This is a genomic window from Nocardia sp. NPDC020380, from assembly GCF_044386975.1.
GTDB lineage: Bacteria > Actinomycetota > Actinomycetes > Mycobacteriales > Mycobacteriaceae > Nocardia.
In genome coordinates this window covers 259,288-277,353 of the sequence record NZ_JBIRVQ010000010.1, presented here as the reverse complement: position 1 = coordinate 277,353, position 18,066 = coordinate 259,288, and the positions used below count along the sequence as shown (strand labels likewise).

Annotated in this window: 21 protein-coding genes; 15 read left to right on the top strand and 6 right to left on the bottom strand. The window is 68.0% G+C overall.

Annotated features, from left to right (window positions below; translation table 11 throughout):
- Positions 1–411: 411 nt before the first annotated feature.
- Both ACH438_RS28405 and ACH438_RS28400 read right to left on the bottom strand, forming a co-directional pair.
- Positions 412–1,197 (bottom strand): cation:proton antiporter, encoded by a 786-nt coding sequence (locus tag ACH438_RS28405; protein WP_397010548.1) that lies wholly within the window; start codon positions 1,195–1,197, stop codon positions 412–414.
- Positions 1,134–1,358, bottom strand: a complete 225-nt coding sequence (locus tag ACH438_RS28400; RefSeq protein WP_397010546.1) for a hypothetical protein — start codon at positions 1,356–1,358, stop codon at positions 1,134–1,136. Before ACH438_RS28400 ends, ACH438_RS28405 begins: the two co-directional genes overlap by 64 nt.
- A gap of 139 nt (positions 1,359–1,497) precedes the next feature.
- Between ACH438_RS28400 and ACH438_RS28395 the strand changes: the two genes are divergently transcribed.
- Positions 1,498–1,641: a hypothetical protein gene (locus ACH438_RS28395; protein WP_397010544.1), complete on the top strand. Its 144-nt coding sequence runs from the start codon at positions 1,498–1,500 to the stop codon at positions 1,639–1,641.
- Positions 1,642–1,644: 3 nt separating this feature from the next.
- On the opposite strand, the gene ACH438_RS28390 is transcribed toward ACH438_RS28395, so the two are convergent.
- Together ACH438_RS28390 and ACH438_RS28385 are read right to left on the bottom strand one after the other, a co-directional pair.
- A complete protein-coding gene (locus ACH438_RS28390) occupies positions 1,645–2,649 on the bottom strand; it encodes a PHP domain-containing protein (RefSeq protein ID WP_397010542.1) in 1,005 nt (334 codons plus the stop codon).
- 173 nt (positions 2,650–2,822) lie between these two features.
- A complete protein-coding gene (locus ACH438_RS28385) occupies positions 2,823–3,251 on the bottom strand; it encodes a TIGR03668 family PPOX class F420-dependent oxidoreductase (protein WP_397010540.1) in 429 nt (142 codons plus the stop codon).
- A gap of 135 nt (positions 3,252–3,386) precedes the next feature.
- Here ACH438_RS28385 and ACH438_RS28380 point away from each other — a divergent pair, with 135 nt between their 5' ends.
- Positions 3,387–4,232 carry an SPFH domain-containing protein gene (locus tag ACH438_RS28380; RefSeq protein ID WP_397010538.1) on the top strand — a complete coding sequence of 282 codons (846 nt, stop codon included), beginning with the start codon at positions 3,387–3,389 and terminating at the stop codon, positions 4,230–4,232.
- Positions 4,233–4,246: 14 nt separating this feature from the next.
- Here the strand turns inward: ACH438_RS28380 and ACH438_RS28375 are convergent, their stop codons facing one another.
- Both ACH438_RS28375 and ACH438_RS28370 read right to left on the bottom strand, forming a co-directional pair.
- Positions 4,247–4,531, bottom strand: coding sequence for a YciI family protein (locus tag ACH438_RS28375; protein WP_397010536.1), 285 nt, complete (start codon positions 4,529–4,531; stop codon positions 4,247–4,249).
- A gap of 41 nt (positions 4,532–4,572) precedes the next feature.
- The gene (locus tag ACH438_RS28370) at positions 4,573–5,115 is read right to left on the bottom strand and encodes an amino-acid N-acetyltransferase (protein WP_397010534.1); all 543 of its coding nucleotides are present in this window, start codon (positions 5,113–5,115) and stop codon (positions 4,573–4,575) included.
- Positions 5,116–5,361: 246 nt separating this feature from the next.
- On the opposite strand from ACH438_RS28370, the gene pgsA reads away from it, so the two are divergent.
- The 13 genes from pgsA to ACH438_RS28305 all read left to right on the top strand — a co-directional run bounded on the left by pgsA (position 5,362) and on the right by ACH438_RS28305 (position 17,907).
- Positions 5,362–5,946, top strand: a complete 585-nt coding sequence (gene pgsA / locus ACH438_RS28365; RefSeq protein WP_397010801.1) for a CDP-diacylglycerol--glycerol-3-phosphate 3-phosphatidyltransferase — start codon at positions 5,362–5,364, stop codon at positions 5,944–5,946.
- The gene (locus ACH438_RS28360; protein ID WP_397010799.1) at positions 5,939–6,463 is read left to right on the top strand and encodes a CinA family protein; all 525 of its coding nucleotides are present in this window, start codon (positions 5,939–5,941) and stop codon (positions 6,461–6,463) included. Before pgsA ends, ACH438_RS28360 begins: the two co-directional genes overlap by 8 nt.
- An 81-nt stretch (positions 6,464–6,544) precedes the next feature.
- A complete protein-coding gene (locus ACH438_RS28355; protein ID WP_397010532.1) occupies positions 6,545–7,000 on the top strand; it encodes a helix-turn-helix domain-containing protein in 456 nt (151 codons plus the stop codon).
- 198 nt (positions 7,001–7,198) lie between these two features.
- Positions 7,199–8,038, top strand: a complete 840-nt coding sequence (gene pspA, locus ACH438_RS28350; protein ID WP_397010530.1) for a phage shock protein PspA — start codon at positions 7,199–7,201, stop codon at positions 8,036–8,038.
- Between the two features lie 1,056 nt (positions 8,039–9,094).
- Positions 9,095–9,688 (top strand): hypothetical protein, encoded by a 594-nt coding sequence (locus ACH438_RS28345; protein ID WP_397010528.1) that lies wholly within the window; start codon positions 9,095–9,097, stop codon positions 9,686–9,688.
- Positions 9,689–9,858: 170 nt separating this feature from the next.
- A complete protein-coding gene (locus ACH438_RS28340) occupies positions 9,859–10,032 on the top strand; it encodes a hypothetical protein (RefSeq protein ID WP_397010526.1) in 174 nt (57 codons plus the stop codon).
- A 114-nt stretch (positions 10,033–10,146) separates the two neighbouring features.
- Positions 10,147–11,091: a zinc-binding alcohol dehydrogenase family protein gene (locus ACH438_RS28335; RefSeq protein WP_397010524.1), complete on the top strand. Its 945-nt coding sequence runs from the start codon at positions 10,147–10,149 to the stop codon at positions 11,089–11,091.
- 161 nt (positions 11,092–11,252) lie between these two features.
- Positions 11,253–12,422, top strand: coding sequence for a sugar ABC transporter substrate-binding protein (locus ACH438_RS28330; RefSeq protein WP_397010522.1), 1,170 nt, complete (start codon positions 11,253–11,255; stop codon positions 12,420–12,422).
- Positions 12,423–12,430: 8 nt separating this feature from the next.
- Complete coding sequence (locus tag ACH438_RS28325; protein WP_397010520.1) at positions 12,431–13,204, top strand: ATP-binding cassette domain-containing protein; 774 nt, start codon at positions 12,431–12,433, stop codon at positions 13,202–13,204.
- A complete protein-coding gene (locus ACH438_RS28320) occupies positions 13,201–14,673 on the top strand; it encodes a sugar ABC transporter permease (protein ID WP_397010518.1) in 1,473 nt (490 codons plus the stop codon). Before ACH438_RS28325 ends, ACH438_RS28320 begins: the two co-directional genes overlap by 4 nt.
- Before the next feature lie 45 nt (positions 14,674–14,718).
- Positions 14,719–15,873: an ROK family protein gene (locus ACH438_RS28315; protein ID WP_397010516.1), complete on the top strand. Its 1,155-nt coding sequence runs from the start codon at positions 14,719–14,721 to the stop codon at positions 15,871–15,873.
- Between the two features lie 37 nt (positions 15,874–15,910).
- Positions 15,911–16,624 carry a PIG-L deacetylase family protein gene (locus ACH438_RS28310; RefSeq protein WP_397010514.1) on the top strand — a complete coding sequence of 238 codons (714 nt, stop codon included), beginning with the start codon at positions 15,911–15,913 and terminating at the stop codon, positions 16,622–16,624.
- Between the two features lie 119 nt (positions 16,625–16,743).
- Positions 16,744–17,907: a glycosyltransferase gene (locus ACH438_RS28305; protein ID WP_397010512.1), complete on the top strand. Its 1,164-nt coding sequence runs from the start codon at positions 16,744–16,746 to the stop codon at positions 17,905–17,907.
- Positions 17,908–18,066 lie beyond the last annotated feature (159 nt).

The following is an 18,066-nucleotide window of genomic DNA, read 5'->3' as shown; positions in this document are numbered from 1 at the left end:
GCGTTCATCTGCCGTACGCTCGGATCGGATTCGATCGTCCACTATACGGTCGCGGCCGTAGGCGATGCCGCGTCAAGTGGCGAGGGTGTCGCGCATTTCTATGGAGATCTCCCACGCGTCGAGATTCGCCAGCACTTTCTCCAGGACATCCGCGTCGAAGGTGCCGTTGTCGCGTGCGTCGAGCAGCGCCGAGCGCTGTGCGGCGATGACCGCGGTGTGCCCGTGACGCCTGATAACTCTCCCGGCTCGGTTCGTCCTCCGGATGCGCCGGCTCGGGGACCTTTTCGGCGCTCTCCTGCAGCAGGTCCATGATCTTGGTGCGCTCGGCCTCGTTCTGCGCCTCGATCGCGTCCCGATCGACTTCCGGTGCGGTATAGCGCAATAACGGCCCGATGGTGCCGCCCTGCACGATCAGCGACATGAGCGCGGGGCCAGCGCCCCGGCCGCGATGAGCACCGCCGTCCCGACCCCGCCGTGATCGCGCTGCACATTCCGCACGATCGAGTCGATCTGCACACCCATCGTCAGGAACACCGCGCCCTCGAGCACCAGCTCGATCGTGCGCCAGTTCTGCGAGTCCGAGAGCCGGTTCAGCGGCGAAAGATCGCGTGGCGCACGGATTCCCGTGACCAGGCCCGCGACGACGGCGGCGACCAGCCCGGACGCGCCGAGCGCCTCGGCCGGTACCGACGCCACGAACGGCACCGTGAAGGAGATGACGGTATTGACCGTCGGATCGGTCACCCGCCGGCGCACCACCAGATTGAATCGCCCGGCCGCCCAGCCGATCACCACCGCGACCGCCACCGAGTACCCGAACGTGCCGACCGTGCCCCAGAACGAAAACGTGGCCGACGTGGCGACAATCGCGGTGCGCAGCAACACGAGTGCGGTCGCATCGTTGAGCAGGCTCTCACCGTCCAGCATCGCGACCACGCGCTTGGACACCGACGTCTGCTTGATGATCGAGGTCGCCACCGCATCGGTCGGGCTCACGATCGCGCCCAGCGCCACACCCCACGCGAAACTCAGCCCCGGAATCACCAGCATGAAGAACACGCCCAGCAGCAGCGCGCCACCGACCACCAGCAGCACGGACAGCCCGCTGATCGCCCCGAACTCGCGGCGGAAGTTCATCGCCGGCATCGATACCGCCGACGAATACAGCAGCGGCGGCAGCACGCCCTCCAGAACCACTCCGGCTCGATGTGCGCCGACCCGAAAATCGGCAGGAAGCTCACCCCGACTCCGATGGCGACCAGCACCAGCGGCGCCGCGATCCCCAGCCGCGGCCCGACCACGGTCGCGGCGGCAATCACCACGAACGCCGCCACCATCACCACGAGTAGTTCGGTCACGCCATCAGACTGGCAGTACCCGGGGCCCAATCCTGACTTCTTCGTTGGCAATCGCGTTTCGCGGGCCCCGGCGGTCGCCAACCGGCGTACGGTCGAGACAACGAGACCGCCGAGGTCTCGCAACTTAAGGACGGCCCAGTTGTCCGATAAATCTCCGCGCAGCACGATGTCCAAGAAGCAGGGGAAATCCCTGAAGGAGAAACGAGCGGAGAAGAAGGCCAAGTCGGCTGCCGCTCAAACCGGCGTCGAAGCCCTCGAGAGCAGGGACAAGAAGCGCAAGTAGACCTCAGAGTTCTGCCCACGCCAGCAGCTTGTCCGCCGGCCAGGTATTGATGATCCGGTCCGCGGGCACGTTGTTGTCCAGTGCGCGCTGGGCGCCGTAGCCCAGGAAATCGAGCTGGCCGGGCGCGTGGGCGTCGGTGTCGATGGAGAAATCGCAGCCGATATCCAGGGCCAGCTGCAATAGCTCGGTCGGCGGATCGCGGCGTTCCGGCCTGGAGTTGATCTCGACGGCCGTGCCGTGATCCCGGCATGCGGTGAACACCTGCTCGGCGTCGAACTGCGATTGCGGCCGGGTGCCGCGATTGCCTTCGACGAGCCGGCCGGTGCAATGGCCGAGGATGTCGGCTTGGTCGTTCGAGACGGCGCGGACCATCCGCCTGGTCATGGCGGCGGAATCCATCCTCAGCTTGGAATGCACGCTGGCGACCACGATGTCGAGGCGATCGAGCAATTCCGGTTCCTGATCCAGTGCGCCGTCGTCGAGGATGTCGACTTCGATGCCGGTGAGAATGCGCATGGGGGAGAACTGTTCGCGCAGTTCGTCGATGACATCGAGTTGGCGGCGCAGCCGTTCGGGGGACAGGCCGTTGGCCACCGTCAACCGGGGAGAGTGGTCGGTGAGGGCGCAGTATTCGTGGCCCAGAGCCTGTGCGGCAGCCATCATTTCGGCAATAGGGGCCGAGCCGTCCGACCAGTTCGAATGCACGTGCAGGTCGCCGCGCAGCGCCTTCCGCAACTCGCCGCCGCCCAGATCCTTTGCCGCGGAACGTAATTCGATCAGGGTATCGGGTTCGCGCCCGGCCCAGGCCTGCGCGATCACCGCCGCCGTCTTCGGCCCGATCCCGGGCAGCGACTGCCACCCGTTCGACCGTCCCAGCTGCTCGAGCTGTTCCTCATCGAGCCCCTCGAGAATGTCGGCGGCATGGCGGTAGGCCATCACCCGCCGGGAATCCTCGCGGGCACGGTCCTTGAAGAACGCGATCTGACGCAGGGCGACGACAGGATCCATGCCTTCAGTCTGCGCGCGCCGCCGCCGACAGGTGCAGCGCATCCGGGATCGCGGCGAACGACTCACGCATACCCGCGCAGGCTGGGCGCGGTGAGCACCAGCCGCCGCGTGGCGACATAACGCCGAATCACCGCTCGCATGTCCGAGGAACTGGCCCACGCCTGAACCGGTGGTCAGGAATAGGACCAGCCCCGGACCGAATCCACTTCGATCCGGATCACCGGTCCCGTCGGAGTATTGCCCTGGTACTGCGGATATTTGGCGGTGAGCAGGGCAATCGGCCCGGCGCAGTCCGGTCCCGGGGCCAGAATGCGGGCGATGCCGTCGAGGCGGACCCACCACAGCTGGGTCCAGTCCTCGTCGTATTCATCGGCCAGCACCGAAACGCGGCCCGTGGCTTCGATATTGCGCAGCCGCCGCAGATCGGTCGTGGACTTGGGTTTGTGATCGACCGCGATGACGATCTCCGGCGCGGCGGAGTCCACCGATAGCGCGAAAGTCACCGGCACGAGGTGCGGCGTCCCGTCCGCGCTCACCGTGGCCAGGCGGGCCACCCGTGAGGAGCGGAAGCGTTCGAGCGCCGTCGCTGCATCCCATCGCACGAGGTGGAGCGTAGCTGGCCGGTGTCTGTGAGCGCTGTGACTCTACGTCGTAGACATGCGTCGTAGAAGCGGCCTACGCTGGGGTTGAGGCAATGATGGCCGCGCGCGGCCACCCCTCGATCGTGAGGAGGAGTTGTGACCGCACTCGGTGTTGTGATCGTGGTGGTCGTGGTGCTGCTGATCGTGCTGGCGCTGTCGGTCCGGGTGGTGACGCAGTACGAGAAGGGCGTGTTGTTCCGGCTCGGGCGGGTGATCGCGATCCGGGAACCGGGACTGAACTTCATCATTCCGGGCATCGACCGGCTGCGGCGCGTGTCCCTGCGCATCATCACCATGCCGATCCAGTCGCAGGGCATCATCACTCGTGACAATGTGAGCGTCGATATCTCCGCCGTCGCCTACTTCCGGGTCATGGACGCCGAGAAATCGGTGGTCGCGATCGAAAACGTCTACGCGGCAATCGATCAGATCGCCCAGACCACCCTGCGCAAGGTGGTCGGCCAGCACACCCTGGACGAGGCGCTGTCCGAAACCGACGTCATCAACGCGGGCATCCGCCAGATTCTCGACGTCACCACGCTGGAATGGGGTGTCGAAGTCACCCTGGTCGAACTCAAGGACATTCAGCTGCCCGACAGCATGAAGCGGGCAATGGCCCGCCAGGCCGAGGCGGAACGCGAGAAGCGTGCGAAAATCATTGCGGCCGAAGGTGAATCGCTCGCAGCGGCGGCGCTCGGCGACGCATCGGACACCATGATGGCGCACCCGCTCGCCCTGCAACTGCGCAACTTGCAGACCCTGATCGAACTCGGTGTCGACAAGAACACCACGGTGGTCTTCCCGGCGCCGCTGATGAGCGCGATCGGCGAGATCAGCGCCTTCCTGTCCCGTGAAAACGCTTCCGCGGCTTCGTATGCCGCGGCACTGCCGCAGACGCCGCCGAACGGCGCCCCGGCAGGCCAGGAATCAGGTACGCGCTGACCCCGCGGTCGGCGTTACGAGCTGAAGGCGCCCATGGTCGGCACCCACTCGACGATCCGGCGGTCCGCGAGGAGGTCCTCACGCTTGAACGGGTCGTCGGCGAAGAGCTTCGCCACCGCGTCGGCGTCGTCGCCCTGCGCCAGGATGAGCGCGCCGGAACCGTCCGGGTACGGGCCGCTGGTGAGGACCGTGCCCGCGTCGACCTGGCTCCTCAGCCACGCCCGGTGCTCGGGGCGGAATTCGTCGCGGCCCGGGATCTTGTCCTCGGCATAGACGTAGTGGACGGCGAAAACAGCCATGGGCCATCGCTTTCTGATCGAGTGAACGGGGTTCGGAAGGGTTACAGCGTCAGCAGCATGCGGGTATTCCCGAGCGTGTTCGGCTTGACGTAGGAGAGATCGAGGAACTCGGCGACACCGGTGTCGTAGGACCGGCACATCTCGGCGTACACCTCGGCGGTCACCGGGGTGCCTTCGATCTCCACGAACCCGTGCCGGCTGAAGAAGTCCACCTCGAAGGTCAGCACGAACACGCGCTGCAGGCTCAGTTCCCGCGCCACGTCGATGAGCTGCTGCACCAGCAGATGCCCCGCGCCGGTGCCCTTGATGTCCGGATGCACCGCGACCGTGCGTACCTCGCCGAGGTCCGCCCACAGCACGTGCAGGGCGCCGCAGCCGACGAGTTGCCCGTGCTGTTCGGCGACCCAGAATTCCTGGACGGCCTCGTACAGGGTGACGAGATTCTTCTCCAGCAGGATCCGGCCGGCGTAGATGTCGATCAGGTGCTTGATCTCGGGCACATCAGAGGTTCGGGCGCGGCGAACGATCGGCTTTTGAGCCGTTTCGCCGCCGACCGAACCGCTGTGAGGTACCCGCGTTGTCATGGGGTGCACAGTAGTCGGCCCGGGTACCGATAGGCTTGGTGGTGTGTCGTACATCCAGTCCCCTCACATCCCGGCATCGTCCGGTGACCGTGGCCGTTTTCCCGGCCGGTGGGGGCGCTGGTGACCGTGCAGCGCGATGAAGTCGAGGGTCGCTGGACCGATGCGGGTCCCGCGCCCGCACCGGGTTTCGTACCCGTCGCACGTCCCGAGCCGGTGCAGGCGGTGGAAGCGGCGGCGGTGCCGCTGATGACCGAACCCGCTGCGGTGCCGTTGATGAATATCGCCAATGTGCTGACCGTGCTGCGCATCGTGATCGTGCCGCTGTTCCTGCTGGCCCTGTTCGCGGGCGGCGGGCATCAGACGGGCTGGCGCTGGGGTGCGGCCGCCCTGTTCGGCGTCGCCGCCATCACCGATCGCATCGACGGGCAATTGGCCCGCAAGTACGGGCTGGTCACCGACTTCGGCAAGCTGGCCGATCCGATCGCGGACAAGGCGCTGATCGGCGCCGCGCTCATCGGACTGTCGGCGCTGCACGCCCTGCCGTGGTGGATCACCATCGTGATCGTGGCGCGCGAGCTGGGGGTCACCCTGCTGCGGCTGGCCGTGGTGCGGCGCGGCGTGATTCCCGCGGGCCGCGGCGGCAAGCTCAAGACGCTGGTGCAGTCGGTGGCGATCGGGGTGCTGCTGCTGCCGTTGTCCGGTGGATTCGCTTCGGCCGGAATGGATTTGATGTATGTGGCGCTGGTGCTGACCGTGGTCACCGGCCTCGACTACGTGGTGCAGGCGGCTCGGCTGTGGTTCGGGTCGCCGGGCGGCGGTCGTGCTGCCTGAATCGCCGGAACCCGCCACGCTCGATTCGATCGATCCGCTGACCGCCGCCGTCCCCGCCGCCGAACTGGTGGCCGCGCTGAAAACGGCCGGGCAGACCGTGGCCACCGCCGAATCGCTCACCGCCGGACTACTGGCCGCGACGATCGCGGGAATTCCGGGCGCGAGCGCCGTGTTGCGAGGTGGACTGATCGTCTATGCCACCGACTTGAAACAAGCACTCGCGGGTGTGAGTGCGGACACTCTCGCCGCGGACGGACCCGTCGCCGCAACCACCGCCGAGCAGCTGGCCGTCGGCGCTCGCACCCGGTGCGGAGCGGACTGGGGGATCGGGCTCACCGGCGTCGCCGGACCCGAACCACAGGACGGACGCCCGGTAGGCACGGTATTCCTAGGGGTAGCGGGTCCGGACAACACCGAGGTGGTTCGGTTGAACTTGTCGGGGGCACGGTGGACGATCAGGGTGGGCGCGGTTCGCGCCGCGGTCACCGAGCTCACCCGGAGTCTCCGGGGCGGGTGAAGGGACCGGGAACGCGCGGCCGACGCCGGACGTTGTCCAGTCAAACGCTGGGTCCGGCGAGACGAGTGTGAGGAGAACGAGATGACGCTGCTGCGAGAAGCCATCGGGGAAAGCCTGCGGCGCGCTCGGGTCGCCCAGAGCCGGACGCTGCGTGAGGTCTCGACCTCGGCACGAGTCAGCCTGGGGTACCTGTCGGAGGTGGAGCGCGGGCGCAAGGAGGCCTCCAGCGAATTGCTGGCCGCCATCTGCCAAGCCCTGGACGTGTCCCTGGCACAGGTGCTCTTCGATGTGAGCATGGCCATGGCCGATACCGACAAGACCACCGAGCCGGTGGGGGCGGGCGCGCCGAATGTGCCTGCGGCCCCGGCCAATGCGGTCCAGGTCGCCGCTGCTCCGGCCCTGGCCAAGGCCGGTACGGGCGTCACCCCCAGGGGTGGGGACGGCGATCTGCCGCAGAGTGGAGACGCAGCTTTCGGCCCCCGCATCGTCATTCCGGCGCCCAAGTCGGATCGTCTGGTGCTGGTGGCTGCCAAGTGATCACTGTGCTGTGGAGCCGAAAGGGATAAATTCTCTGTAGGCTTCGTGCCGGGGACGTCGTGTAGCCCTGCTGAACTACCACGAGTCTCCGGCACGCCGCTGCACAGTGGAGGATAGGGACAACAGGGGTGCGTGACGGTCGCGCACTACTGCCGCGCTGGAGAAGCTCGGCACGTCATATGGAGGCGGGATCAATCGATGGCTAATCCGTTCGTGAAGGCCTGGAAGTACATGATGGCCCTCTTCGACTCGAAGATCGAAGAGCATGCGGATCCGAAGGTTCAGATCCAGCAGGCCATCGAGGAAGCCCAGCGCCAGCATCAGGCCCTGTCGCAGCAGGCGGCGTCGGTGATCGGTAACCAGCGCCAGCTGGAGATGAAACTGAACCGGCAGCTCGACGAGGTCGAGAAGCTCAATGCCAATGCGCGCCAGGCGGTCATGCTCGCCGATCAGGCGACCTCGGCCGGCGACACCGAGAAGGCGATCCAGTACACCAATGCGGCTGAGGCTTTCGCCGCGCAGCTGGTGACCGCCGAGCAGGCGGTGGAGGACCTCAAGGTACTGCACGACCAGTCGCTGCAGGCGGCCTCGCAGGCCAAGAAGGCGGTCGAGCAGAACGCCATGCTGCTGCAGCAGAAGGTCGCCGAGCGCACCAAGCTGCTCTCGCAGCTGGAGCAGGCGAAGATGCAGGAGCAGGTGTCCGCCTCGCTGCAGCAGATGGACTCCACCCTGTCCGCCCCCGGCACCACCCCGAGCCTGGATGCGGTGCGCGAGAAGATCGAACGCCGCTACGCCAACGCCCTCGGCGCGGCCGAGCTGGCCCAGAACTCGGTGCAGGGCCGCATGCTGGACGTCCAGCAGGCGTCCATCCAGATGGCCGGTCACTCCCGCCTCGAGCAGATCCGCGCCTCCATGCGTGGCGACGCCCTGCCCGCCGGCGGCCAGACCCAGCAGATCCCGCAGGGCCAGCCCGCCCAGCAGCCTGCGCAGCCGGCCGCCCAGCCCAACTTCAACAAGGGCCAGACCGCTCAGCAGTAGCGGCCCCGGCGCGAAAGGCATTGCACGATGGGGAGATCGCGGGCTGACAACAACCCGTCCGCGACCTCCCCTGCCCGCTTTCTCCGCCGCACCCGGACAAAAACCCCGGACCCCATCCCGGGCCTCCCGTCCCCCTTCCCCTCATCCCAACCCCCGAACACCGCGGCTATCCCCGAATCTCAGCCGCACCTGGCCCCGTCCGCCGCCCCGCAATCGCCGCCGCCCCCGGTAACTTCCACCCCGCCCCTCGCGCCCCCACGCAGCGAGCCCGCGACCGCCTGGACCCCACCGGAATGGCGCGGCAGCACAGCACCCACGCCGGAACAGCGCGGCAGCAACGACTTCGGCGCCGCAGCCGGTCAGTCCGTCCCCGCACCGATTGGCGACCCGGACGCGATAACGACCGCCATCCGCCACGATCAGGCCGAGGCCCCGGCACAAGTGCGGCCCGGGTCCGATCGACCCACCACGCGCATTCGCCGCCGCAAGCGCACTCCCGACGGCGAATCTTCCACTGCGCGCGAGCCGTTTACGCCGCCGCAAGGTTTTGCATCGCCGCCAGGTGGTTCGGCGCCTGGTGCGGATACGCCTGTGACAACGCCGGGCGCTGGTCATCGCTCGGCGCAGCCGGGGTACACGTCACGCGCGGCGGGCGGCTTCGCGGGCCCCGTTGCGAGTTCCTCCAACGGTTACCGCTCTGCCGCAGCGCCCGGTTATCCGGGTGCGGGGTGGGCTGCGCCGGGTGCTGGAAATTCTGCTGCTGCACCGGGTTCGGGTGAGTCCGGGGGCACGGGGCGGAAGAAGGGGCGGAGGTCCAAGCGGGAGCGGGCTACCGAGGCGGTGCGGGAGGTGCTGGCGCCTACCGGGGTCGGTGCGGAGGAGTTGGCGCAGCGACTGCCGGACACTCTGAGAGGGGTGGGGGAGCAGGCTTTGGTGGCCGTGCGGAAGTGGGCTGATCCGCGGGAGCGGGAGTTGCGGAAGCGGCGGCGGGCTCGGCGAAGGACACTTCGGCTGGGGACTGCGTCTGGGCTGACCACTGCGGGAACTGTTGGGCTGGTGTTGATTTCGGCGCCGGCCTGGGCGGTGATCGTGGTCGGTGGCGGGGCGGTGGCCTTGGTTACCGGGGCCGCTGTGACCACCAAGCGGTATCTGGAGTTGCGGAAGGAACCGTTGCCGCAGGCGGCGTTCGTGCCGCGGAAGCTGCCGCCGATCCGGTCGATGGCGCGTGCGTCCATTACGCGGCTGGTGCGGGCCGAGCGGGCCTTGCACGAGCTCGGGGAGCAGATCTCGCGGACGGGCAGGCTGCCGGCGGAGGATCTCGCCGACACGTTGGAGACCGCGACGTCGGGTGCGGCGGCCTTGCATGCGCTGGCGTCCGATGTCGTTGCGATGGAACGGGCTTCGGGGGCGATGGGTGCGTATTCGCCGCTGGTGGACCATGTTCAGCTGATTTCGGTGCGGCTGGACGGTGGCGTGGTGGAGTTCGAGGGCATGGTGGCGGCCGCGGCGCGGGTGCTGGCCGTGCCGGAAAGTGCCGCCATTGCCGACGATTTGGGCATGGCGATGGTGCATCTGCGGGATGCCGCGGATCGGCTGGACGGCTGGGCGCAGGCCCTCACCGATCTTGCCGACGATCGCTTCCGGCCATAAGCGCTGTTCCGGGCGCTACCGCCTCGCCCGCCCGCCGCACGGCCCTCAGGGTGAACCCTGAACTCTCCCGGATTTCACTGCTGACCTGGTGATTTTCTCAGGTGCGCGGGCCAGTATGGATGGTGTCGGATCGAGCGCCTCGCCGGTTCGCAGAGCTTCGGAGGATAGAGATGCTTTGGAAGATCATCGGCGTCGTGGTGCTGGTCTGGATCGCGGTCGCCATCATCAGCGCGATCATCAAGAGCTTGTTCCCCATTCTGGTGATCAGCCTCGCGGTCTTCGGCCTGTACGCGCTGTACAAGGCCGTGTCGGGTTCGAACAAGTCGCCGGTCAACAAGCTGTAGCAGGCCCGTGCGAAGGACCGGTCGTCACCGACGACCGGTCCTTTTCGCGTCCGGACCGGAATTCCGCCGTGTCCGGAGGGGAATCGGCTCGGTGATCGGTACGTTGAGGGCGCTATGGCTACTGCAATCGTCGCCACCACGTACGGTGGACCGGAAGTTCTTTCGCCCGTAGAGATCGATGTGCCCGCGCCCGGTCCGGGTGAGGTCACGGTCCGGATTCACGCCACGGCGGTGAATCCCATCGACTACAAGCGCTACAGCGGCGCCTTCGGCACCAACCCGGCGGCCCTGCCGCTGCGGCTCGGCCTGGAAGCGGCCGGTGAGGTGATCGCCGCGGCCGCGGATGCCGAGGGGCCTGCGGGCGCCATCCACATCGGTGACGAGGTGATCATCCGCACCGAGGGCGCCTATGCCACCGAGCTGACCGTGCCCGCCGAGAAGGTGCTGCCCAAGCCCGCCGATGTGAGCTGGGAGGTGGCGTCGGGCATTCTCACCGTGGGCGGGACGGCCCTGCACATGCTGGCCGCGACGGGCGTCGGCCCCGGCGACACCGTGCTGATCCACGGTGCGGCCGGCAGTGTCGGCTCGATCGCCGCTCAGTTGGCGGTGGCCCGGGGCGCCCGGGTGATCGGTACCGCCGCCGCGGATCGGCACGAGCGGTTGCGCGCCTACGGTGTCGAATCCGTCGAATACGGTCCGGGTCTCGCCGATCGCGTCCGGGCCTTGGCGCCCAACGGCATCGATGTCGCGCTCGATACGGTCGGCACCGATGAGGCGGTCGACGTCTCCCTGGAGCTGGTGCCCGATCGCGGCCGGATCGCCACCATCGCGGCGTTCGGGCGGACGGCCGAGACCGGCATCAAGGGTCTGGGCGGCGGTCCCGGCGCGGATCCGGGCACCGAGATCCGCCGCAATGCCTGGCGTGAACTGCTGGATCTGGCGGCCGCGGGCAAGTTGGACGTGGTGATCAGCAAGACGTTCCCGCTGGACGAGGTGCGTCTCGCGCACGAGTTCGTCATCGACGGGCATGCGGGCGGCAAGGTCATCCTGCTGCCGTGATGCCCGCGGTGCGGGCCGTAGCGCGCTCGAGCGCAAAGGATTTGGCGAAACGTCCGTTCTGACCGTCTCTTCTCGCATATGTTGTTGCCCACAACATATGGCTGCGCGGCCCTCCCACCATCCCCCCGGGAGCGGTCGCGGTCTCGGGAAGGTCAAGCGTGATGAGGACGAACAACCCAGTCCGGTCCAAGAATTCCGGCCGCCGGAAGGGGGCCGGACTGGCTCTGGTCGCGGTCGGACTGGCAAGCACACTGGTATTGAGCGCGTGTGGCTCGAATTCGACCAGCAGCGGAAGCAGTAGTAGTGGCAGTTCGGCCCCTTCGGGCGGGGGCGCGAACGGCACGGTCGGCGTCATCCTCCCCGAGACCGCCACCTCCGCCCGCTGGGAAGCCTTCGACAAGCCGATGCTGCAGCAGGCCTTGAGCGCACAGGGTTTCGACTCCGATGTGCAGAACGCGCAGGGCGACGTCCAGAAGTTCTCCACCCTCGCCGACGGCATGATCGCCAAGGGCGTGAAGGTGCTGGTCATCGCCTCCATCAACAGCGAGGTCGGCAGCGCGGTGGCGGCCAAGGCCAAGAAGGCAGGCATCCCCACCATCGACTACGACCGCCTCAACCTGGGCGGCTCCTCCGACTACTACGTGTCCTTCGACAATGTGAAGGTCGGTGAGCTGCAAGGCAAGTCGATCGCCACCGCCCTGCAGGGCAAGCAGGGCGCGCAGGTCATCGAGATCGAGGGCGCGCCGACCGACAACAATGCCACCCTGTTCCACCAGGGCCAGGAGAACGTGCTGAAGCCGCTGTACGACAACGGCACCCTGAAACTCGTGCGCAGCCAGCCCATCGACAACTGGGACAACCAGCAGGGCGGCAACACCTTCGAGCAGATCCTCACCGGTAACGGCGGCAAGGTCGACGGCGTGGTCGCCGCCAACGACGGTCTCGCGGGCGCGATCATCACCGTGCTGAAGAAGAACGGCCTCAATGGCAAGGTGCCCGTCACCGGCCAGGACGCCACCGTCGACGGCCTGCAGGCGATCCTGCGCGGCGACCAGTACATGACGGTCTTCAAGCCGATCAAGGACGAGGCCGAGAACACCGCGAAACTCGCCGCGGCCCTGGCCAAGGGCGATACCGCCGCTGCGAACGCGCTGGCGCAGGGCGTGAGTCAGGATCCCAAGGGCAATCGCACCGTGAAATCGGTACTGCTGCCGCCGCAGACCATCACCCGCAACGAGGTCAAGACCGTCATCGACACCGGCTACGTGAAGGCGAGCGATGTCTGCACCGGTGACGTGAAGGCCGCCTGCACCCAGCTCGGCATCGGCTGAGGTCACCCATGAGTGAGCCGCTGCTGCAGATCACCGGCCTGAACAAGAGTTTCGGCCCGGTGCACGTACTGCACGACGTGGACTTCACCGTGCCCGCCGGCGAGGTCACCGCCCTCGTCGGCGACAACGGCGCGGGCAAGACCACCTTGGTCAAATGTGTGGCCGGCATTCACGCCGCCGACTCCGGCGACGTGAAGTTCCGGGGCGAACCCGTGCACCTGCGCGGGCCCAAGGACGCGGCGGCGCTCGGCATCGAGGTCGTCTACCAGGATCTCGCGCTGGCCGACAATCTCGACATCGTGGCGAACATGTTCCTCGGCCGGGAACGCGGGAAACCGTGGCTGCTGGACGAGGCGAGCATGGAGGAAGCGGCGCGGCGCACTCTGGCCTCCTTGGGGGTGCGCACCGTGAAATCGGTGCGCACGCCGGTGGCTTCGCTGTCCGGCGGGCAGCGGCAGACCGTCGCCATCGCGAAAGCCGTGCTGTGGAACAGCAATCTGGTGCTGCTGGACGAGCCGACCGCCGCGCTCGGCGTGGCACAGACCCGGCAGGTGCTGGATCTGGTGCGCCGCTTGGCCGAACAAGGCTTGGGTGTGGTGCTGATCAGCCACAATCTGGCCGACGTGTTCGAGGTGGCGGATCGTATCGCGGTGCTGTACCTGGGCCGGATGGCCGCGCAGGTGCGCACGGCCGATGTCACCACCGCACAGGTGGTCGAGCTCATCACCGCCGGGCGTTCCGGCGATCTGGGCTTGGCGCGACCCGAGGCGGCGGTGCTGTGAGTGAGGAAACAGTGCACGAGGAAACCGCTGGAACGAAAGCCATTCCGGGGTCCGGGACGGCGCGTGCCGCCGAGAACGGCACGGTGATCACCGATTTCGGTATCGACACCACGAATCAGTCGACGACCGAGGCGCTCCGCGACTATCTGGTCCGGCTGCGGTCGGGCGATATCGGTTCGCTGCCCGCGATTCTCGGGCTGATCGCGCTGGTCGTGCTGTTCTCGCTGCTGTCGGATGTGTTCTTCTCGCTGAACAACATCGCGAATCTGCTGGCGCAGGGCGCGGGCCAGACCATCATCGCCATCGGCATCGTGTACGTGCTGCTGATCGGTGAGATCGACCTGTCGGCGGGCACGGCCTCGGGCGTGGCGGGCGCGGTGCTGGCCCTGCATTACGTCGAGAACGGAAACCTGCTGCAGGGCATGGGATCCACGGTCTTCTGGATCTTCAACGCGCTGATGGTGCTGGGCGCGGTACTGGCGGGACTACTACGTATCTGGCCGGGGGTGGCGCTGTCACTGCTGGGCGTGGTGCTGACAGTGGTGGGCTTCCACGCGAATCCGTGGATAGAGATGCTGCTCGCGGTGTGCGTGGGTGCGGCCATCGGCTGCATCACCGGATTCCTCATCGCGAAGATCGGTATGCCGTCCTTCGTGGTGACGCTGGCCTTGTTCCTGGCCTGGCAGGGCGTGATCCTGCAACTCATCGGCCAGGGCGGCGTGCTGGGGATCAGCTCCTCGCACGTGCTCGATCAAGTGGCCAACGGGAATCTATCCACGATCGGCAGCTGGGTGTTGTGCGTGGTCGCCGCGGGCGGCTATGCGGCGGTCACGGTGGGCGGGCACATACTGCGGCGCAGACGCGGCCTGGTCACCTCGCCGACGCCATTGGTGGCGGCGAAGGTGCTGGCGCTCAGCGTGTTCGCGATCGTGGTGACGGCCCTGCTGACCGTGAACCGGTCGCCGAGCAAGCTGATCGTGATCTCCGGCGTGCCGTATGTGGTGCCGATCGTGCTGGTGCTGCTCGTGGTCGGCACGTATGTGCTGACCCGCACCACCTACGGCCGCCACATCTACGCGGTCGGCGGCAACGCGGAAGCGGCGCGGCGGGCCGGCATCAATGTGACGCAGTTGCGGGCAAGCGTTTTCGTCATCTGCTCGTCGTGTGCGGCCGTCGGCGCGATCGTGTACTCGTCGAAGGTCGGTTCGGTGGATCCCCAAGCGGGCGGGCTGAATACGCTGCTCTTCGCGGTCGGCGCGGCCGTGATCGGCGGGACGTCGCTGTTCGGCGGGCGCGGGCGGGTCGCGGACGCGGTGATCGGCGGCGCGGTGCTCGCGGTGGTGTCCAATGGGCTCGGACTGTTGCGGCAGCCGGCCGCCGTCGTCTCCATCGTGACCGGATTGGTGCTGCTGCTGGCAGCCACCGTGGACGCGATCTCGAGACGGCGCGCGGCGGTGGCGCAACGCTGAGCGCCGCAATGGTATTCCTGAGTTCATGACCGCCCGCCTGAGCTCATGACCGTCGCGCGACCGGACGAGGTGCGCCGCTTCAACCGGTCCAGCCTGCTGCGGCTGCTGCACGTCGGCGGACCGGCCACCCGGGCGGCGCTGGCCGCCGAACTCGGATTGAACCGCTCCACCATCAAGATGCTGGTGGACGCGCTCGCCGAATCCGGACTGGTGGAGGAGCGGGTGCCGCGCCTGGCCCGGGGCGCGGGCCGGCCCTCGCTACTGGTGCTGCCGCAACCGGAAGCGGCCGTGGTGCTGGCCGTCGACGTGCAGGCCGAGCACGTCGGCATGGCCATGATCGGTTTCGGCGGGCAGATACTGGGCCGCAACAGCTGGAATCTGCATGGGCGGCAACGAGAACCGGAGGAGGTCGTCACGCACGTCGCCGAATCGGCGGCGCTGCTGGCGGCGGACCTCAGCCTGCACCCCAGTGCCGCAGGCATTTCGGTGCCGGGAGTGGTGCGCCGCACCGACGGGCACGTGCACACCGCCCCCAATCTGGGCTGGACGGAGGTGGCTTTCGGCGAGCGGATGCAAGCCGTTCTGGGTGTGCCGGTCGTGATCGGCAATGACGCGGAACTCGGTGCGCTCGCCGAATATGTCCGCGGCGTCTGCCGGGGCGCCGCGGACACCCTGTTCGTCTCCGCCGATATCGGGGTCGGCGGCGGGCTCATCGTGCAGGGCGCGTCCCTGCGCGGATCGGCCGGCTACCTCGGCGAGATCGGCCATATGACGGTCCGGCCCGGTGGCCGCGCCTGCTACTGCGGCAATGAGGGCTGCTGGGAGACCGAGGTGGGGGAGGCCGCGCTGTGCCGGGCGCTCGGCCTGCCCGAGCACAGTCCGCGCGGCACCATCGTCGCGGAACTGCGTGCCCTGCAACGGGATCCGGAACCGCCCGGGCTGACCGCATACCTGGACTGGCTGGTGCTCGGCCTGGTGAACGCGGTCAATATCCTCGGCCCCGAACGCGTCGTGCTCGGCGACCTGTTCACCGCCCTGCCCGACGATATGGTGACGCGCGTGGAGGACCGGATCCGCGGCCGCAGCATGGTCAGCCGCGCACTCGGCGGCGTACGCGTCGAGAAGTCGACGCTGGGAACGGATCTCAAACTGCTCGGCGCCGCCGAAGCCGCCTTCGAGGACGTACTCGCCGGCGCATGAATCGTGCGAACCCGGCGCAAACGTGTTGAATGACCGCATGGAGCAGCTTCCCGAGGATTGGCAGCGCGGCATCGTGATCGCCGCGCATCCCGACGACATCGAATACGGTGCCGCCGCCGCGGTGGCCCGCTGGACCAGACAGGGCAAGGACATTCGCTACGTGCTGGTCAGCAGCGGCGAGGCGGGCATCGCCGGACTGCCGCCCGCCGAATCCGGACCACTGCGCGAAGACGAGGAACGGGCCTCGGCGAAGATCGTCGGCGTCAGCTCGGTGGAATTCCTCGGCTACCCGGACGGCCGCATCGAAGAATCCCTCGCCCTGCGCCGCGATCTCGCCGCCGCCATCCGCCGGCACCGCCCGGACATGGTGGTGCTCTTCAACTCCGCCGACGTCTGGGCCCGCGGCTACGCCAACAGCGCCGACCACCGCGCCGTCGGCCGCGCCGGCCTCGACGCCGTCTCCGACGCGGGCAACGAATGGATCCACCCGGAACTCGCCGACCTCCCGAAATGGTCACCCCGCTGGGCCGCCATCTACGGCGTCCCCGACGGCAGCCACGGCGTCGACGTCACCGAAACCTTCGAGATCGCCGTCGAATCCCTGACCGCACACCGCCGTTACCTGGAAGCCCTCGGCCCCGACCCGGCCGCCGTCCAGGCCCGAGCCGTCCTCGAAATGAGCGCCGGCCCAAAAGAAGGCTTCCCCGCACCCCACACCATAGCTTTCGAGCTCTACCACTACGCCGGCTGAGTTCGAGTGGCACATGAGGGACGGGACACGCCGTTGTCCGCGTCCCCCATGTGCCACTCGGCAGCTCGATGAGGGGTGGAGGGTGTGGTTGGGGTCGGTGGGTGTGGCAGTCTGTCGGCGTGCGAGTAGCTGTTGTGGCGGGGCCGGATCCGGGGCATGCGTTTCCGGCGATTGCGTTGTGCCTGCGGTTTCTCGAGGCCGGGGACGAACCGGTGTTGTTCACCAGTCCGCGCTGGTTCGATGCGGCCCTCGCGGCCGGGATCGGGGTGCGGCGGTTGAAGGGGCTCGCGCCGCGCGCCGAGGACGATGACGGTGATGCGGGTGCGCGCATCCATCAACGGGCGGCGTTCATTTCGACCGAGATCCTGCCCGAGATGAGCGCCATGCTGCCCGATTTGGTGGTATCGGATGTGCTCACCGTCGGCGGCGGAATGGCGGCCGAACGGCTGCGACTGCCCTGGGTGGAATTGTCACCGCATCCGCTGTACCTGCCGTCGAAGGGCCTGCCGCCCATCGGAAGTGGGCTCGCCATCGGTGAAGGACTGAGTGGGCGGGCGCGGGATTCGGTATTGCGCGGGCTGACTTCGCGCGCCATCCGGCGCGGTGAGCAGCAGCGTGAACAGGCCCGCGAGAGTGTCGGCCTGCCGCCGGAGGATCCGGGGCCGACCGCACGACTGGTCGCCACGCTGCCCGCGCTCGAGGTCCCGCGGCCGGACTGGCCGGACAATGCGCACCTGGTCGGGCCGCTGTTATGGGAGCCGACCGAGCACTTACTGGACCTGCCGCCGGGGGACGAACCGCTGGTCATGGTCGCGCCCTCCACCGCCGAAACCGGTGTGAGCGATATGGTTTCCACCGTGCTCGAAGCGCTCGACGGCGCGGGCGTGCGAGTGGCCGTCTCCACCCTGGACACTCCGCCTGCCGAGCTACCTTCCTGGGCCACAGCCGGTTTGGGCCGCCAGGACGAAATCCTGCGCCACGCCGCGGTCACCATCGGCGGCGGCGGGCACGGCCTGCTCGCCAAATCGCTGCTGTCCGGCGTCCCGCTCGTCACCGTCCCGGGCGGCGGAGATCAATGGGAGCTGGCGAATCGTGCTGCCCGCCAAGGCAGTTCGATTCTCGTCCGCCCCTTCACCACGGAAGCGGTACGCGACGCGGTGGACCGTATCCTCGCCGAACCCTCCTACGCCGCTGCCGCTCGTTCCGCCGCCTCCGGCATCGCGGTGGTCTCCGATCCCGTCGGTGTCTGCCACGACGTCCTCGAATCGGCTCAGACCGCCTGAGGGCTCCGCCCTGGTGGAGATCGGTGCGCCGGAGGGGATTGCTCACGTGTGTCTACGACCGTTGCCGTGGCGGAGCGGAGTGGGGCAACTCTCGCGTCGGCCGGTTCATGATGCGGCAGTGCGAGTGGGCCAAGGGGAGCGCCGTGCGGGGTCCGGGGT

Excerpts from the sequence above, each read along its gene's own strand:
- ACH438_RS28325 (WP_397010520.1), top strand. The coding sequence starts at position 12,431 with ATGAGTGAGCCGCTGCTGCAGATCACCGGCCTGAACAAGAGTTTCGGC.
- pspA (WP_397010530.1), top strand. The coding sequence starts at position 7,199 with ATGGCTAATCCGTTCGTGAAGGCCTGGAAGTACATGATGGCCCTCTTC.
- ACH438_RS28335 (WP_397010524.1), top strand. The coding sequence starts at position 10,147 with ATGGCTACTGCAATCGTCGCCACCACGTACGGTGGACCGGAAGTTCTT.
- ACH438_RS28355 (WP_397010532.1), top strand. The coding sequence starts at position 6,545 with ATGACGCTGCTGCGAGAAGCCATCGGGGAAAGCCTGCGGCGCGCTCGG.
- ACH438_RS28310 (WP_397010514.1), top strand. The coding sequence starts at position 15,911 with ATGGAGCAGCTTCCCGAGGATTGGCAGCGCGGCATCGTGATCGCCGCG.
- ACH438_RS28330 (WP_397010522.1), top strand. The coding sequence starts at position 11,253 with ATGAGGACGAACAACCCAGTCCGGTCCAAGAATTCCGGCCGCCGGAAG.
- ACH438_RS28390 (WP_397010542.1), bottom strand. The coding sequence starts at position 2,649 with ATGGATCCTGTCGTCGCCCTGCGTCAGATCGCGTTCTTCAAGGACCGT.
- ACH438_RS28370 (WP_397010534.1), bottom strand. The coding sequence starts at position 5,115 with ATGACAACGCGGGTACCTCACAGCGGTTCGGTCGGCGGCGAAACGGCT.
- ACH438_RS28340 (WP_397010526.1), top strand. The coding sequence starts at position 9,859 with ATGCTTTGGAAGATCATCGGCGTCGTGGTGCTGGTCTGGATCGCGGTC.
- ACH438_RS28375 (WP_397010536.1), bottom strand. The coding sequence starts at position 4,531 with ATGGCTGTTTTCGCCGTCCACTACGTCTATGCCGAGGACAAGATCCCG.
- pgsA (WP_397010801.1), top strand. The coding sequence starts at position 5,362 with ATGACCGAACCCGCTGCGGTGCCGTTGATGAATATCGCCAATGTGCTG.
- ACH438_RS28315 (WP_397010516.1), top strand. The coding sequence starts at position 14,719 with ATGACCGTCGCGCGACCGGACGAGGTGCGCCGCTTCAACCGGTCCAGC.